This is a genomic window from Lachnospiraceae bacterium KGMB03038, assembly GCA_007361935.1.
In the GTDB taxonomy this organism is placed as follows: Bacteria; Bacillota; Clostridia; order Lachnospirales; family Lachnospiraceae; genus Massilistercora.
Genome location: CP041667.1, coordinates 22083 through 37582, shown reverse-complemented (window position 1 = coordinate 37582; position 15500 = coordinate 22083). Strand labels below are relative to the sequence as shown.

9 protein-coding genes, 7 tRNA genes and 3 rRNA genes are annotated in these 15500 nt (G+C 46.5%); 4 read left to right on the top strand and 15 right to left on the bottom strand.

The window, feature by feature from the left end:
* Nucleotides 1-31: 31 nt before the first annotated feature.
* Nucleotides 32-262, bottom strand: coding sequence for a hypothetical protein (locus FND36_00190; GenBank protein ID QDW72589.1), 231 nt, complete (start codon nucleotides 260-262; stop codon nucleotides 32-34).
* Between the two features lie 430 nt (nucleotides 263-692).
* On the opposite strand from FND36_00190, the gene FND36_00185 reads away from it, so the two are divergent.
* Nucleotides 693-1436 carry an adaptor protein MecA gene (locus tag FND36_00185; GenBank protein QDW72588.1) on the top strand — a complete coding sequence of 248 codons (744 nt, stop codon included), beginning with the start codon at nucleotides 693-695 and terminating at the stop codon, nucleotides 1434-1436.
* A 76-nt stretch (nucleotides 1437-1512) separates the two neighbouring features.
* Here FND36_00185 and FND36_00180 read toward each other — a convergent pair whose 3' ends face one another.
* Both FND36_00180 and FND36_00175 read right to left on the bottom strand, forming a co-directional pair.
* Nucleotides 1513-1713: a DUF1858 domain-containing protein gene (locus FND36_00180; protein QDW72587.1), complete on the bottom strand. Its 201-nt coding sequence runs from the start codon at nucleotides 1711-1713 to the stop codon at nucleotides 1513-1515.
* A gap of 409 nt (nucleotides 1714-2122) precedes the next feature.
* The gene (locus tag FND36_00175; GenBank protein QDW72586.1) at nucleotides 2123-3025 is read right to left on the bottom strand and encodes an NlpC/P60 family protein; all 903 of its coding nucleotides are present in this window, start codon (nucleotides 3023-3025) and stop codon (nucleotides 2123-2125) included.
* Between the two features lie 277 nt (nucleotides 3026-3302).
* On the opposite strand from FND36_00175, the gene FND36_00170 reads away from it, so the two are divergent.
* From FND36_00170 to FND36_00160, 3 genes are all read left to right on the top strand, one after another.
* Nucleotides 3303-3725 (top strand): transcriptional repressor, encoded by a 423-nt coding sequence (locus FND36_00170; protein ID QDW72585.1) that lies wholly within the window; start codon nucleotides 3303-3305, stop codon nucleotides 3723-3725.
* Between the two features lie 92 nt (nucleotides 3726-3817).
* The gene (locus tag FND36_00165; GenBank protein QDW72584.1) at nucleotides 3818-4360 is read left to right on the top strand and encodes an NADH peroxidase; all 543 of its coding nucleotides are present in this window, start codon (nucleotides 3818-3820) and stop codon (nucleotides 4358-4360) included.
* Nucleotides 4361-4633: 273 nt separating this feature from the next.
* The gene (locus FND36_00160; protein ID QDW72583.1) at nucleotides 4634-5170 is read left to right on the top strand and encodes a rubrerythrin family protein; all 537 of its coding nucleotides are present in this window, start codon (nucleotides 4634-4636) and stop codon (nucleotides 5168-5170) included.
* Between the two features lie 46 nt (nucleotides 5171-5216).
* Here FND36_00160 and FND36_00155 read toward each other — a convergent pair whose 3' ends face one another.
* From FND36_00155 to FND36_00100, 12 genes are all read right to left on the bottom strand, one after another.
* Complete coding sequence (locus tag FND36_00155) at nucleotides 5217-6377, bottom strand: AI-2E family transporter (protein ID QDW72582.1); 1161 nt, start codon at nucleotides 6375-6377, stop codon at nucleotides 5217-5219.
* Between the two features lie 21 nt (nucleotides 6378-6398).
* Nucleotides 6399-8945, bottom strand: coding sequence for a cation-translocating P-type ATPase (locus FND36_00150; protein ID QDW72581.1), 2547 nt, complete (start codon nucleotides 8943-8945; stop codon nucleotides 6399-6401).
* 292 nt (nucleotides 8946-9237) lie between these two features.
* Nucleotides 9238-9310, bottom strand: a tRNA-Lys gene (locus FND36_00145).
* A 23-nt stretch (nucleotides 9311-9333) separates the two neighbouring features.
* Nucleotides 9334-9406, bottom strand: a tRNA-Phe gene (locus tag FND36_00140).
* A gap of 3 nt (nucleotides 9407-9409) precedes the next feature.
* Nucleotides 9410-9483: transfer RNA gene (locus FND36_00135), tRNA-Met, on the bottom strand.
* 29 nt (nucleotides 9484-9512) lie between these two features.
* Nucleotides 9513-9585 (bottom strand) — tRNA-Thr (locus tag FND36_00130).
* A 24-nt stretch (nucleotides 9586-9609) separates the two neighbouring features.
* A tRNA-Tyr gene (locus tag FND36_00125) sits at nucleotides 9610-9691 on the bottom strand.
* Between the two features lie 8 nt (nucleotides 9692-9699).
* Nucleotides 9700-9772: transfer RNA gene (locus FND36_00120), tRNA-Val, on the bottom strand.
* Nucleotides 9773-9775: 3 nt separating this feature from the next.
* Nucleotides 9776-9852 (bottom strand) — tRNA-Asp (locus FND36_00115).
* Nucleotides 9853-9961: 109 nt separating this feature from the next.
* A 23S ribosomal RNA gene (locus FND36_00110) occupies nucleotides 9962-12860 on the bottom strand.
* 482 nt (nucleotides 12861-13342) lie between these two features.
* Nucleotides 13343-13460: ribosomal RNA gene (gene rrf / locus FND36_00105) — 5S ribosomal RNA — on the bottom strand.
* 83 nt (nucleotides 13461-13543) lie between these two features.
* A 16S ribosomal RNA gene (locus FND36_00100) occupies nucleotides 13544-15085 on the bottom strand.
* Together the 16S, 23S and 5S rRNA genes with 7 tRNA genes alongside form the textbook arrangement of a ribosomal RNA operon.
* Nucleotides 15086-15500: the final 415 nt, after the last annotated feature.

The window sequence follows — 15500 nt, the reverse complement described above, 5'->3', positions numbered from 1 at the left end:
CATTAATTTTTTGACATTCTTTGAGGGGTATCTACATTCTATTCTTTTCTTTTACGTCATGGAAATACAATTCTTTTACATCTCCATCTTCATCCATCACATAGTCCCGCATGTAAACGGCGTCTTCCTGGATCATATGCGCCCGCACGACCTGCATAGGGCTCGCCGGCAGACCATCCAGGATGATTCCCACCCCCTTCCTTTCATAATTTGTCAGCTCGTTGAAAAGCGTCTGCGCTTCTCTCTCCTGATGCCCATCCATGGCGCATCCTCCTTCTCAATGCTCTTGAAGTGATAACCACATTCTAAACCGCATATCGAAAGAAATAGAAGGAAGTTGTGATATCGTGATACATCAAACACCTTTTGATACGCGGTAAGACTAAGAAGATAGTCCGCATTGTCATAATTTTTTGTTTTCCTGCTGTTCTGATTGTCTGTGTGATCTTTGTACCTGATTTGGTACCATTGAGTTTCTATAAGACAGTTTTTGATATAAATAGATCTTACATTGAGAAGTTTTGTAAAAAAGCCGCCCTCCTTTGTTCTAAGAACGTAGTTATCAGGGAAAGCTATCTTCTAGTAACGTCATTATATATGATAGGTTCCGGCCGCGCAAGCACTTTTTTATTTTATATATATTTTATTTAACATCCTTTATTATCTATGCTATACTAAACTAGAAGGAAGTGATGAATATGAAGATTGAGAAACTCAACGAGAATCAGATACGCTGTACTCTCACACGTGCTGATTTGGCCGAACGCCAGCTTCAGTTGAGCGAACTGGCTTACGGGACCGAAAAAGCAAAATCACTTTTCCATGATATGATGCAACAGGCAGCTTTTGAATTTGGATTTGAGGCAGAGGATATTCCTTTGATGATCGAGGCGATTCCCGCATCTTCCGATTCAATTGTTCTGATAATCACTAAAGTCGAGGATCCAGAGGAACTGGATACCAGATTTTCAAAATTCGCCCCATCTCCCGGCGGCGAAAATGACCAAAGAAAAAAAGAAGCCCTTCAGAAACTGGAGGGGGCTGAAACCCTCTTGAATCTGCTTGGGAAAGTCAAAGAAAAGATAAATGCTGCTGATACAGCGAAAGACTCATCGGAAAAGGAAGACTCGGAAGTGCGCAAGGCGGCTCTCCGCCTGTTCTCATTTCCAACAATGGACAATGTCTTGCAGGCAGTTCATCTGCTCAATAGGATGTACAATGGTTCCAATACTTTGTATAAAGACCATGATGAAGATGTCTATATCCTGGCATTGACCCAGTCTGATTACTCGAACCAAGATTTTAATCGAATCTGCAACATGCTGACAGAATACGGCACACTGGAGAAGGCTTCCGGCGCCACGCTGGCTTTTCTGGAAGAACACTGCGAAGTTCTGGTATCTTCCAATGCTGTTCAGAAACTGGCGGTTATTTAAAATGGTCCGCAATAAAAAAGCTCTGCCTGATCGGAATTCCAATTTTGGAATGATTCAGGCGGAGCTTTTTATTTTTCTATGCATTCAAAAATGCATTAATCTTCTCTACTAACAAATCAGCGTCTATTCCATGTACCATAGCAGCCTCCGCCAAAGACTCTCCCTGAGAGGCCGGGCAGCCAAGGCAATGCATTCCGATTTCCATAAGGATCGGAGCTACTTCAGGATTCATGTTCAACAGTTCTCCAATCGTCATATCTTTAGAAACCTGAGCCATTTTAATTCCTCCTTTCTTCTCAGTGTTTTCATTATAATCGCTTTTTCTCATTGTGTAAACATTTTAAAACAATTTCTTTCTAATATTTGACTTCTCAAATGTCAATATTTTTTTCTTTTTTTTTCGACAAACCACTAAATTTATTATAACTCCACAAAACGTTTGTTCTTTTATTTCCCTCGAATAATCCACCAAATTTCTATATTTTTATGTGGATAATGTGGATAAAAATGTGAAATCAAGACTTTTTCCACCTTTTTCGGCAGTTTTTATGTGGATAACTTGGATAAGTTCAATTTCCAAAATTTTACATTTTCATATTTTTTTTTACATTTTTGTACAAATTGTATAAGATTCAACTTTACTATTCTTTAACAAGAAATATCCCGGTATTTTAACCGGGATATTTTCAGAGCAATCTTCTCACGGTAATAATATCGGTATAGGTCGCGGATATTATGCCAATTCCTTTTGCGCTGTTTATAGCGTTTACGATCTGACCATCACCCATATAGATTCCTACGTGTCCGTCATAACAAATAATATCTCCCGGAATTGCTTCACTATAGCTGACGGCTGCCCCTGCATTTCGCATTTCCGCTGAAGTCCGTGGAAGCTGGATTCCAAAATGAGCAAAAACAGATTGGACAAATCCGGAACAATCCGCTCCATTGGTCAAGCTTGTCCCTCCCCAGACATATGGATTGCCAATAAACTGACATGCATAGTCTACGACAGCCTGTCCTGTACCAGCCTTTTCTTTCGCTTCTTCCTCCGCTTTTCTGCGGGCTTCTTCTGCCTCTCTGGCAAGACGGGCCTCTTCCTCTTCTTTTGACTCCGCATAAGTAAACGCTTCTTCCGGATCTTCTCCGCCCGTTTCCTCTATAATCTCCTGTGCCTTTTGCTCGGCGTTATTTCCTATTATAATGTATTCAGAATATACATACCCTTCTACGGAACCAGATTGTATCTTTGTCCATTCGCCTACAGGGCCCGCGATCTTCGCCGCATAATCAGGATATAACTTTCCGACCCACGCGCTCTCCTTCGTAGGTTCACTTCTGATATAAAGAAATGTCTCTACGTTGGCAAACGCCATATCTAAATACTCACCCTTCTCTGTCGGCACCAGATAGTCGGAAGCGTCTATCTCCTTACCAGAAGAATAACAATCACTTAATACCTCCTCAATACCCACACTTGGCATGATATCGGCAGTGACCGGTTCAGAGGCCTGGACCTTGGCCGGGAGCGCCAGGACAGCCCCTGAGAAAGTAACCAAGAACAATCCTTTTTTAAGAATAGAACCCATAAACTCCCTCCTTTAATGTTTATGTTTTCTTATCTTTTGTAAATATTACAGAATTGTTACATATGTTACGGATTTATTATATCACTTGTCTATGCAAAGTCAAGGCATTTTTACTAGTTTTTCTCGTCATATTATTCCCTGATTTTTGAAAAAAATACAAGTTTTTCCTATTAAAATATTACGATTTGTTACATTTTCAATTTTGTTGTTGACAAAGTCGGAATATAAAACTATACTAATTATAGTAACAATTATTATTATTGAAGGGAGGTAACCTATGGGCACACTGAAATATAGTCGTCAGCGCGCTTCTATCAAAGAATATCTGATGAGTACCGCTGACCACCCTACCGCCGATACCGTATATCTCCATGTACGTAAAGAATTTCCACGCATCAGTCTTGGAACTGTATATCGAAATCTAAATCTGCTGGCAGATATGGGCGAGGCAGTCAAGATCACGACTCCTCATGGCGGAGACCGTTTTGACGGACGTACAGATCCTCATTATCATGTAGTCTGTACTTCCTGCGGTAAAGTCTTTGATTTGAAATTAGATTCCACATATATGGAAGAAATAAACCAACTGGCAGACAAGTATTTTCATGGAAATATTGATTCTCACACAACGCTTTTCTATGGTACTTGTCAGGAATGTATAGAAAATAAAAAAGAGAAAAAAATCCAAAATATCGATTGACATTTATCGGTAAGTATGCTATTTTAATATCAGTAATAATTACTAATATTAAAATTGATAATAACAATCAAAAAGAAAAGGAGAGATTAACTATGAAAAAATTTGTATGTACTGTATGTGGTTATGTTCATGAAGGAGATGCCGCACCGGCTGAATGTCCAGTTTGCCATGCGCCGGCTGAGAAATTCAAAGAGCAGACAGGCGACAGAGAATGGGCAGCGGAGCACGTTGTAGGAGTAGCTCAGGGCGTTAGCGAAGATATCCTGGCTGATCTGAGAGCAAACTTTGAAGGTGAATGTTCTGAGGTCGGAATGTACCTAGCTATGGCAAGAGTCGCTCATAGAGAAGGATATCCGGAGATCGGACTGTACTGGGAGAAAGCTGCTTACGAAGAAGCAGAGCACGCTGCTAAATTCGCGGAGCTGCTTGGTGAAGTTGTAACAGACAGCACTAAGAAGAACCTTGAGATGAGAGTAGATGCTGAGAATGGTGCTACCGCTGGCAAATTTGATCTCGCAAAACGTGCGAAAGCCGCAAACCTGGATGCAATCCATGACACTGTTCACGAGATGGCAAGAGACGAAGCTCGTCACGGAAAAGCCTTCGAAGGCCTGTTAAAGAGATACTTTGGCTAAGCTACAAGCCAAGCACTAAATTTATGATCGACACCTGTGCAAGTTTACTTGTGACAGGTGTTGATTATATAATTTAGTATTCGGCGACAGCCGACAGCGAGGAAGCTTTTGCTTTCGAGCTGCCTTGGCTTGACGCTTTACCCTAAGGCTATGACACTGCGACAGCCGACAGCGAGGAAGCTTTTGCTTTCGAGCTGCCTTGGCTTGACGCTTTACCTCAATGTTTTATCGAATAGAATCCGGACAATTTCAAATACAATAGGAGGATCTGATATGTCAAAATATGCAGGAACCAAAACAGAAAAGAACCTTATGGACGCCTTCGCAGGAGAGTCTCAGGCTCGCAACAAATACACATTCTACGCTTCTGCCGCTAAAAAGGCCGGCTACGTTCAGATGGCCAACATTTTTGAAGAGACCGCGAATCAGGAAAAAGAGCACGCAAAAATGTGGTTTAAAGAATTCCATGGAATTGGCGATGTAGCTGAAAATTTAGCTGACGCCGCTGCCGGCGAGAATTATGAATGGACGGACATGTACAAACGGATGGCTGAAGAAGCAAGGGAAGAAGGATTTGAAGAACTGGCTGTGAAATTTGAGCGTGTCGCAGAAGTTGAGGCCGCACATGAGAAACGCTACAACAAACTTCTGGAAAGCTATAAAGCTGGAAACACTTTCAAAGGAGACGCTCCCTTAGGATGGAAGTGTAATAACTGCGGATATATTTATATTGGCGAGGAAGCTCCTGAAGTATGTCCTGCATGCGCGCATCCAAAGGCATATTTTGAGAGAAAAGTAGAAAATTATTAATCTGATTTTCAATTAGGGCCGGGGGATTTTTAAAAATCCCCCGGCCCTAATTGATTTCCGCCGGATCTATATGTCTTTGTTTCAGCTTTATTAAGACGATTTCCCTGAATAAAGCGTAAATTACCGATACGATCGGTATAAAGATCAACATTCCTACAACTCCCATAAGACTGGCGCCTATACTGACCGCGGCCAGCACCCAGATAGACGGAAGCCCTACAGACTTCCCTACCACATGGGGATAGATCAGATCCCCTTCGATTTCCTGAAGGATCAGAAATAAGGCTATAAAAATCAACGCTTTTATCGGATCTTCTATAAAAATTAGAAAAGCTCCTACAATACAGCCAATAAAAGCTCCAAAAATCGGGATCAACGCTGTAAATCCGATCAAAATCCCAATCAGAAGCGCGTAGGGAAGCTGCAAAACCGTCATGGCCACGACAAACATACTGCCCAAGATGAGAGCCTCTACGCACTGTCCCGTCAAAAAGCCGGAAAATGTTTGGTAAGTAAGGGAGAATACCTCCAAGGCCGCTTCTGCCCTTCCCTTTCTGACAAAGGCAAACAGCACGGTCTTTGCCTGTCTGCGCAGCTTTTCTTTTTGCATCAGGACATAAATAGCGAACGCAAACGCGATAAAAAAGGTTGCGATTCCACTTACAATATTTCTTGCCACTGTAATTGTCGAATCCAGTACATTGCCCGCACCATTTCTAAAAAAGTCAAGGCCCATGTCCATGATCTGATTCCAGTCAAGCTTAATATTGCTCAGCCACCCCATAATCTCTTTATTATCATGGGAAAATGGTGCCGCCCATTCCTGCAGCCTGGAGACAAATTCCTTTATGCTCTCGTCAAGATTGGCAAATGTCCGCCCCAGCCGCGGAATTAGGACAAACATAATAAGAGCGAGAACTCCAAAAACCAGAAACAAGACCAGCAGCATACTGGCTGGTCTTGCAATCTTTTTTAAAAATGAAGATTTTTTAATCTTTTCCGGGCGGAACAGATGCCTTTCGACAAAATTCATCGGAACATTCAAAACAAATGCGATTGCTCCGCCCAGAACAAATGGAAATGTCACATGGAAAATAAACCGTAAAATGCTGAAAGCATTTTCATAATTCCACAGACATAGAATGATGACTGTAGTAAATACGATCAATCCTCTGATTTTCTTGATGGTTTCCCGGCTTAATTCCATATACTCCTCCCGGCTTTACTTCTATTTCTGGATCTTACTCCGAATCCACTTCAGAAGCTGAATAACAGGAAGATTCAATAATGCCAGTCCATAGACGGTAAATAACTGCTCTATTGTCAAAGGCACGACTTTAAACATGCTATGCAGCGCAGGGATCATAAGCACTCCTGTGATCAATGCAAGTCCCAATAAAAACGCTCCGATCAGATAGATATTATTGAAGAATCTTCTTGTAAATATCACCGGATGATTTGATTTGCAGTTAAACCCATGAACCAGACGGCTGGTACACAATGTTCCAAACGCCATTGTACTGGCCAGAGCCGAGCCGCCTGTACGGTATCCGATCATAAACGCGGTCATTGTCATGATTCCGATCACTAAGCCTTCTGTACCGATGCTGATCAGATAATTCTTTGTCAGAATGGATTCGTTCATCGGACGCGGCTTCTCTTTCATCACTTCTGCTGTATGAGGCTCCAGTCCAAGGGCGATCGCCGGCAAACTGTCAGTCAAAAGATTGATAAATAGCAGATGCACCGGCGCAAATGGAACTGGCAGAGCAGCGATCGACGCATAAAGCACTGCAAGGATCGCGCCAAAGTTTCCAGACAAAAGGAACTGGATTGAGTTCTTAATGTTCTGATAAATGTTTCTTCCATTCTCCACAGCCTTCACGATCGTAGCAAAGTTATCGTCTGTCAGGACCATTGCCGCAGCGTCTTTTGACACTTCGCTTCCAGTAATTCCCATAGCAACGCCGATATTCGCCTGCTTCAGGGCCGGCGCGTCATTGACTCCGTCTCCGGTCATGGCAACAATATTTCCCTTATCCTGCCATGCGCGCACAATACGGATCTTGTGCTCTGGTGACACCCTTGCATATACGGAAATTCCCTCTACGAAATCTTTTAACTCTTCATCGGACATATTTTCAATCACAGCCCCTTCACAGGCTTCTGACTCGTCCTTGAGGATTCCAATCCGCTTTGCGATCGCCGCGGCCGTTACTTTGTGGTCGCCGGTGATCATGATCGGCTTGATCCCCGCGCTGATACATTCCGCAACTGCCGCCTTGGATTCTTCCCTCGGCGGATCCATCATAGCGATCAGCCCTAAGAAAGTAAGATCCTGTTCATCTTCCACTGTAAGCTCTTTTTCCTCTTCCAGCTCTTTATAACAGAAAGCCAGTACTCTAAGCCCATCTCTGGAAAATTCCATATTCTGTTTCTCAATCTTCATCCGGTCTTCTTCGGTGATTTCTCTTACAGTATCCCCAAGTCGGATATGTCTCATACGTCCCAGAAGAACATCTACGGCTCCTTTTACAACGATTGTGTATTTCCCTTCAAATCCATGAGCGGTAGACATCAGTTTCCTGTCACTGTCAAATGGAACTTCTGACAAACGCGGATAGTCATCTCTGATCTGAGAAACATTTCTGTCAAACCTATTTCCTACATTTACAAGAGCGGTTTCTGTAGGATCCCCAATCTCCTGCTCTTCCGTTACTGTGGAATCATTGCATAAAATACTGCTGCGGAACAGAAGCTCCTGATTTTCTTCGCTGAAATCCAGTTCAGATACCGGAATTCTTTTGTCATCGACATAGTAATCTTCTACCGTCATTTTATTCTGGGTGAGGGTTCCTGTCTTATCAGAGCAAATGATCGAAACACTTCCAAGTCCTTCCACAGCCTGCAGTTTACGAATGATCGCATGTTCTCTAGCCATCTTCTGGGTTCCAAAAGAAAGTACGATTGTAACGATTGAGCTCAACGCTTCCGGAATCGCTGCAACAGCCAAAGCCACCGCAAATAAGAAGGCGTCTACAACAGATCCTCCCTGGATCACATTGATACCAAATAAAATTCCGCAGAACACGAGGATGATGATAGATAATTTCCGTCCAAAATCATCCAAGTTGATCTGAAGAGGCGTCCTCTTCTCAGAAGTTGTCTTCAAAAGGCTTGCGATCTTTCCAACCTCTGTTCCCATTCCAATCTCTGTTACTTCAAAAGTAGCTCTTCCATAGGTCGCAAAACTGCCGGAGAATACACGGTTAGTCTGGTCTCCAAGCGCCGCTCCCTCTGGCACTTCATCCAGGGATTTCTCTACAGAGAGACTTTCGCCGGTCAGCGCGCTTTCATCTACCTTTAAACTTGCGCAGGTAAGCAGTTTCCCATCTGCCGGAACACAATCGCCAGCCTCGATGATGACCTCATCGCCAATCGTGACCTCTCTTGCGGGAATCTGGATTTTCACCCCATCTCTGACTACCTTTGCTTCAGGAGCCGATAATTGTTTCAGACTGTTGAGGGACTGTTCCGCTTTCACTGTCTGAACGGTTCCTAAGATCGCATTAATCGTAATTACGATGAAAATAACGATCGCGCTTTCTGCGTCACCAAGGAAACCTGATATGATCGCCGCAAAAATCAGAATGATGACCAGAAAGTCTTTGTACTGCTCCAGAAATATCTGAAGAATACTCTTCTTCTTTCCCTCTACCAGCTCATTAAAGCCGTATTTCTCCTGGTTTTGTCTTGCTTGTTCACTTGTTAACATTTTGGATTCCTCACTTTCCTCTGCAATAGGGCCGAAAAAAAACTTCTATTGCACAAATTTTATCATGCAATAAAAGTCTCACCATTTCATTACGATACGGATGTATCTACATCGTACTGACGATATCGCAAACGCCTTCTTAAAATATGGCGCCAGTTACTCCCTTTTATTATCACCTAATATACAAAAAAATATTTTCCTTGTCAACAACTTTATCAAATCTTTATACATTTTATTTGAAGATAAAAAGAGGCAGCCCCGCAAACAGGAACCGCCTCCCTCTCATTCCCTATGAGCGTGCGGGGATTCGAACCCCGGACAACTTGATTAAAAGTCAAGTGCTCTACCACCTGAGCTACACGCCCTCATTTAATTATCAGAGAAAAAATGCCCAGAGCCGGAATCGAACCAGCGACACGAGGATTTTCAGTCCTCTGCTCTACCGACTGAGCTATCTGGGCAGATTGCGGGGGCAGGATTTGAACCTACGACCTTCGGGTTATGAGCCCGACGAGCTTCCAGACTGCTCCACCCCGCGATATCAAATTTGCACTCTATTCAGAGTCAAGCCGATGATCGGACTCGAACCGATAACCTGCTGATTACAAATCAGCTGCTCTGCCAATTGAGCCACATCGGCACGGAGTTTTAAATCAGCTTTAAATGGATGGAGGTGGATTCGAACCACCGAAGCAATTTGCAACAGATTTACAGTCTGCCCCCTTTGGCCACTCGGGAATCCATCCAGATAATATGGGGCCTATAGGGCTCGAACCTATGACCCTCTGCTTGTAAGGCAGATGCTCTCCCAGCTGAGCTAAGACCCCATATGACGACCCAGAAGAGACTCGAACTCTCGACCTCCGCCGTGACAGGGCGGCGCTCTAACCAACTGAGCCACTGGGCCATACAGGATATACATACCCTGAAAACTGCATACAAGAAATCATCCGTACCTTCCGCCTCCGCTTGAAAGCTCTTTCATTGGCTGCAACATCCAGCCCGCTCTCTTTGCTCTTGGTCATGCCCTCGACCGATTAGTAGCGGTCAGCTCCATACATTACTGCACTTCCACCTCCGCCCTATCTACCTCGTCGTCTTCAAGGGGTCTTACTAACTTATGTTAGGGAGATCTCATCTTGAGGGGGGCTTCACGCTTAGATGCCTTCAGCGTTTATCCCCTCCCGGCTTGGCTATCCTGCTATGCGCTTGGCAGCCCAACAGGTTCACCAGCGGCCAGTCCATCCCGGTCCTCTCGTACTAAGGACAGCTCCTCTCAAATCTCCTGCGCCCACGCCGGATAGGGACCGAACTGTCTCACGACGTTCTGAACCCAGCTCGCGTACCGCTTTAATGGGCGAACAGCCCAACCCTTGGGACCTACTTCAGCCCCAGGATGCGATGAGCCGACATCGAGGTGCCAAACCACTCCGTCGATGTGAACTCTTGGGAGTGATAAGCCTGTTATCCCCAGGGTAGCTTTTATCCGTTGAGCGATGGCATTCCCACTTAATACCACCGGATCACTAAGTCCTACTTTCGTACCTGCTCCACCCGTCGGTGTCACAGTCAAGCTCCCTTCTGCCTTTACACTCTTCGAATGGTTTCCAACCATTCTGAGGGAACCTTTGAGCGCCTCCGATACCCTTTCGGAGGCGACCGCCCCAGTCAAACTCCCCGCCTGACATTGTCCCCCGGCCGGGTCACGGCCGCTGGTTAGAAATCCAATACTGCAAGGGTGGTATCCCAACAGCGACTCCACCACAACTGGCGTCATGGCTTCCAGCGTCTCCCACCTATCCTGTACATGCAATACCGAATCCCAGTATCAAGCTGGAGTAAAGCTCCATGGGGTCTTTCCGTCCTGGCGCGGGTAACCAGCATCTTCACTGGTATTTCAATTTCACCGGGTGCATTGTTGAGACAGCGCCCAAATCATTACGCCTTTCGTGCGGGTCGGAACTTACCCGACAAGGAATTTCGCTACCTTAGGACCGTTATAGTTACGGCCGCCGTTTACTGGGGCTTAAGTTCAAAGCTTCGCTTGCGCTAACCTCTCCCCTTAACCTTCCAGCACCGGGCAGGCGTCAGCCCGTATACTTCACCTTTCGGTTTCGCACAGACCTGTGTTTTTGCTAAACAGTTGCTTGGGCCAATTCTCTGCGGCCTGGTCTCCCAGGCACTCCTTCTCCCGAAGTTACGGAGTCATTTTGCCGAGTTCCTTAACAATGCTTCTCCCGTCGGCCTTAGGATTCTCTCCTCATCTACCTGTGTCGGTTTACGGTACGGGCACAATGAAAACAATAGCGGCTTTTCTTGACGCATGGCTCACATGCTTCCCTACTCTTGTTCGGTCCGCGTCACGTCTTCGGATCGCCTGACGGATTTGCCTATCAGACTCCTACCCCGCTTGCGCCGGGTTCTCCATCCCCGGCTCATGCTCTCCACACGTGTCCCCACAGTTCTGTCTCATTGTGGTACAGGAATCTCAACCTGTTGTCCATCGGCTACGCCTCTCGGCCTCGCCTTAGGTCCCGACTTACCCAGAGCAGATCAGCTTTACTCTGGAAACCTTGGATATTCGGCCGGAAGGATTCCCACCTTCCTCTCGCTACTCATTCCGGCATTCTCTCTTCTTAAAAGTCCACAGCTCCTTCCGGTACTGCTTCTTCCCTTTAACAATGCTCCTCTACCGATCAGCTCTCGGCTGATCCCCAGGCTTCGGCAGTGTGTTTCAGCCCCGGACATTTTCGGCGCAGGACCTCTCGACTAGTGAGCTATTACGCACTCTTTGAATGTATGGCTGCTTCTGAGCCAACATCCTAGTTGTCTTCGAAATCCCACATCCTTTTCCACTTAACACACATTTTGGGGCCTTAGCCGCGGGTCTGGGCTCTTTCCCTCTCGACTGTCCAACTTATCTCGTACAGTCTGACTCCCATGGATCATCTTACTGGCATTCGGAGTTTGATATTCTTCGGTAAGCTTTGACGCCCCCTAGGAAATTCAGTGCTCTACCTCCAAAAGACTCCCATGAGGCTAGCCCTAAAGCTATTTCGAGGAGAACCAGCTATCTCCGGGTTCGATTGGAATTTCTCCCCTATCCACACCTCATCCCCACCCTTTTCAACGGATGTGGGTTCGGACCTCCATTGCCTTTTACGGCAACTTCATCCTGGACATGGATAGATCACCCGGTTTCGGGTCTGCTCCCTCTGACTTATCCGCCCTGTTCAGACTTGGTTTCCCTTCGGCTCCAGGCTTTATGCCCTTAACCTCGCCAGAAAGCGCAACTCGCCGGACCGTTCTACAAAAAGTACGCGGTCCCACCTTTAAAGTGGTTCCACAGCTTGTAAACATATGGTTTCAGGTTCTCTTTCACTCCCCTCCCGGGGTCCTTTTCACCGTTCCTTCACAGTACTATGCGCTATCGGTCACTAAGGAGTATTTAGCCTTACGGGGTGGTCCCCGCGTGTTCAGTCAAGGTTCCACGTGTCTCGACCTACTCTGGATCCCGCCATGTCAACTCGCTTTTCACTTACGGGGCTTTCACCCTCTCTGGCTGGCTTTCCCAAAACCATTCTGCTAAGCTCATTGAATCACTTCCGCGGTCCTAAACCCCAGGGCGCACGCGCCCTGGTTTGGGCTCTTCCGGTTCCGCTCGCCGCTACTCCCGGAATCATTCTTATTTTCTCTTCCTCCGGCTACTTAGATGTTTCAGTTCACCGGGTTCCCTTCCTTACGTTATGGATTGGCGTAAGGATACTGGAGGTCTGCTCCAGTGGGTTCCCCCATTCAGAGATCTCCGGATCGTTGGATATTTGCTCCTCCCCGAAGCTTTTCGCAGCTTATCACGTCTTTCATCGGCTCTTAGTGCCAAGGCATCCACCATATGCTCTTTCTATCATGACCAAAACGTCAGTATAGCGTTACTAACGCTGGCTTCAGGTTCGTCCCTTGCGGGACTGGTCTCGTTTCTTCTCCAGAAACTCTACCTCGGATGTCTCGTTTTCTTCTTTGAGATTCTTTCTTGTATGCGGTTTTCAAGGTACGTCCGTGATGTGTTTTGATGGGAGCACATCGGAAATAGACAGCGTTGGAAACTTGTTTCCATAAGCTTTCCTATTTCCCGATGTATTGGCATGAAATGCCGCGACCGAGAAAATCTCTGATTTTCGAGGTGCGCTCACATCGGTACTTGAAGGTTCTTTCCTTCCATCACTCTCTGACTGATGTTTTATCAGTCATCAGAGTCCTGAACCCTTTGTTCAAACCTCTGATCACTGGTAAAACCAGCTATCAAAACAGCACTGCCCTGCTGATCGGGTTGGCGCTGAAGGATTGTTGTCCTTCCTTGCCTGTATCTATCCTAAAGGCTCCCGCCTTTTTTCTTTTTGACCTGGCAGCCACCTGCTCTCCCACACCGTCTCCAGTGCAGTACCATCGGCCGCTTAAGGCTTAACCATCGTGTTCGGGATGGGTACGGGTGTTTCCCCTAAGCGCATCGCCACCAGGACTTCCATCTCTCCTTTTGACGGGATCTATGGATCCTTCTGACTTTGATAACTGAATAACAGACACCAGCCCCTACTTTCTTCCCTTAGAAAGGAGGTGATCCAGCCGCACCTTCCGATACGGCTACCTTGTTACGACTTCACCCCAGTTATCGGTCCCACCTTCGACGGCTCCCTCCTTAACAGGTTGGGTCACCGGCTTCGGGCGTTACTGACTCCCATGGTGTGACGGGCGGTGTGTACAAGACCCGGGAACGTATTCACCGCGGCATTCTGATCCGCGATTACTAGCGATTCCAGCTTCATGCAGTCGAGTTGCAGACTGCAATCCGAACTGAGACGTTATTTTTGGGTTTCGCTCACCTTCGCAGGCTCGCTTCCCTTTGTTTACGCCATTGTAGCACGTGTGTAGCCCTGGTCATAAGGGGCATGATGATTTGACGTCATCCCCACCTTCCTCCAGGTTGTCCCTGGCAGTCTCCCTAGAGTGCCCGGCCGAACCGCTGGCTACTAAGGATAAGGGTTGCGCTCGTTGCGGGACTTAACCCAACATCTCACGACACGAGCTGACGACAACCATGCACCACCTGTCTCGAGTGTCCCGAAGGAAAGCTCCGATTAAAGAGCGGCCACTCGGATGTCAAGATCAGGTAAGGTTCTTCGCGTTGCTTCGAATTAAACCACATGCTCCACCGCTTGTGCGGGTCCCCGTCAATTCCTTTGAGTTTCATTCTTGCGAACGTACTCCCCAGGTGGAATACTTATTGCGTTGGCTGCGGCACCGAATGGCTTTGCCACCCGACACCTAGTATTCATCGTTTACGGCGTGGACTACCAGGGTATCTAATCCTGTTTGCTCCCCACGCTTTCGAGCCTCAACGTCAGTCACTGTCCAGTAAGCCGCCTTCGCCACTGGTGTTCCTCCTAATATCTACGCATTTCACCGCTACACTAGGAATTCCACTTACCTCTCCAGCACTCTAGGTCAACAGTTTCCAAAGCAGTCCCAGGGTTGAGCCCTGGGCTTTCACTTCAGACTTGCTCTCCCGTCTACGCTCCCTTTACACCCAGTAAATCCGGATAACGCTTGCCCCCTACGTATTACCGCGGCTGCTGGCACGTAGTTAGCCGGGGCTTCTTAGTCAGGTACCGTCACTTTCTTCCCTGCTGATAGAGCTTTACATACCGAAATACTTCATCGCTCACGCGGCGTCGCTGCATCAGGGTTTCCCCCATTGTGCAATATTCCCCACTGCTGCCTCCCGTAGGAGTTTGGGCCGTGTCTCAGTCCCAATGTGGCCGGTCACCCTCTCAGGTCGGCTACTGATCGTCGCCTTGGTGAGCTCTTACCTCACCAACTAGCTAATCAGACGCGGGCCCATCCTGTACCACCGGAGTTTTTCCCACCGCTTCATGCGAAGCTGTGGGCTTATGCGGTATTAGCAGTCATTTCTAACTGTTATCCCCCTGTACAGGGCAGGTTACCCACGCGTTACTCACCCGTCCGCCGCTCAGTCGCAGATCTCGTCATTCCGAAGAAATCTAAGATAAGCGCTTCGCTCGACTTGCATGTGTTAGGCACGCCGCCAGCGTTCATCCTGAGCCAGGATCAAACTCTCGTATAAAATGCCTATAGACTTAGGCGCTGTCTTTTGGCGCCTTAGTCGGTTGGTAGTTCCCGGTCCTTAGGTTTGGTAGTTCACAAACCTTAGTTCCGGGAACCATCTATGATAGGACTTTAAGTTCAAGTTCGTTCCAGGTCCAAGAAAACTTACTAGCTTCCTTATCCCTTTTACTGTTCTTGGGTCGCTCCCTCCTGCTCTCACAGGCCGGAGCTGTTCTCTGAATCTTCTCTTAAGAATCTTTCAGGGTTGGTGTCTATTGTTCAGTTATCAAGGTCCGTTTTCGCCTCCCCTAACGGGTCAGCCTAGATATAATATCATTGAATGCTGTTTGATGTCAAGACTTTTTCTATCTTTTTTTTAGTTTTTTTCAACATTCTTTTTCAAATACTATACATTGTTTTTACCTGAGATTCCTA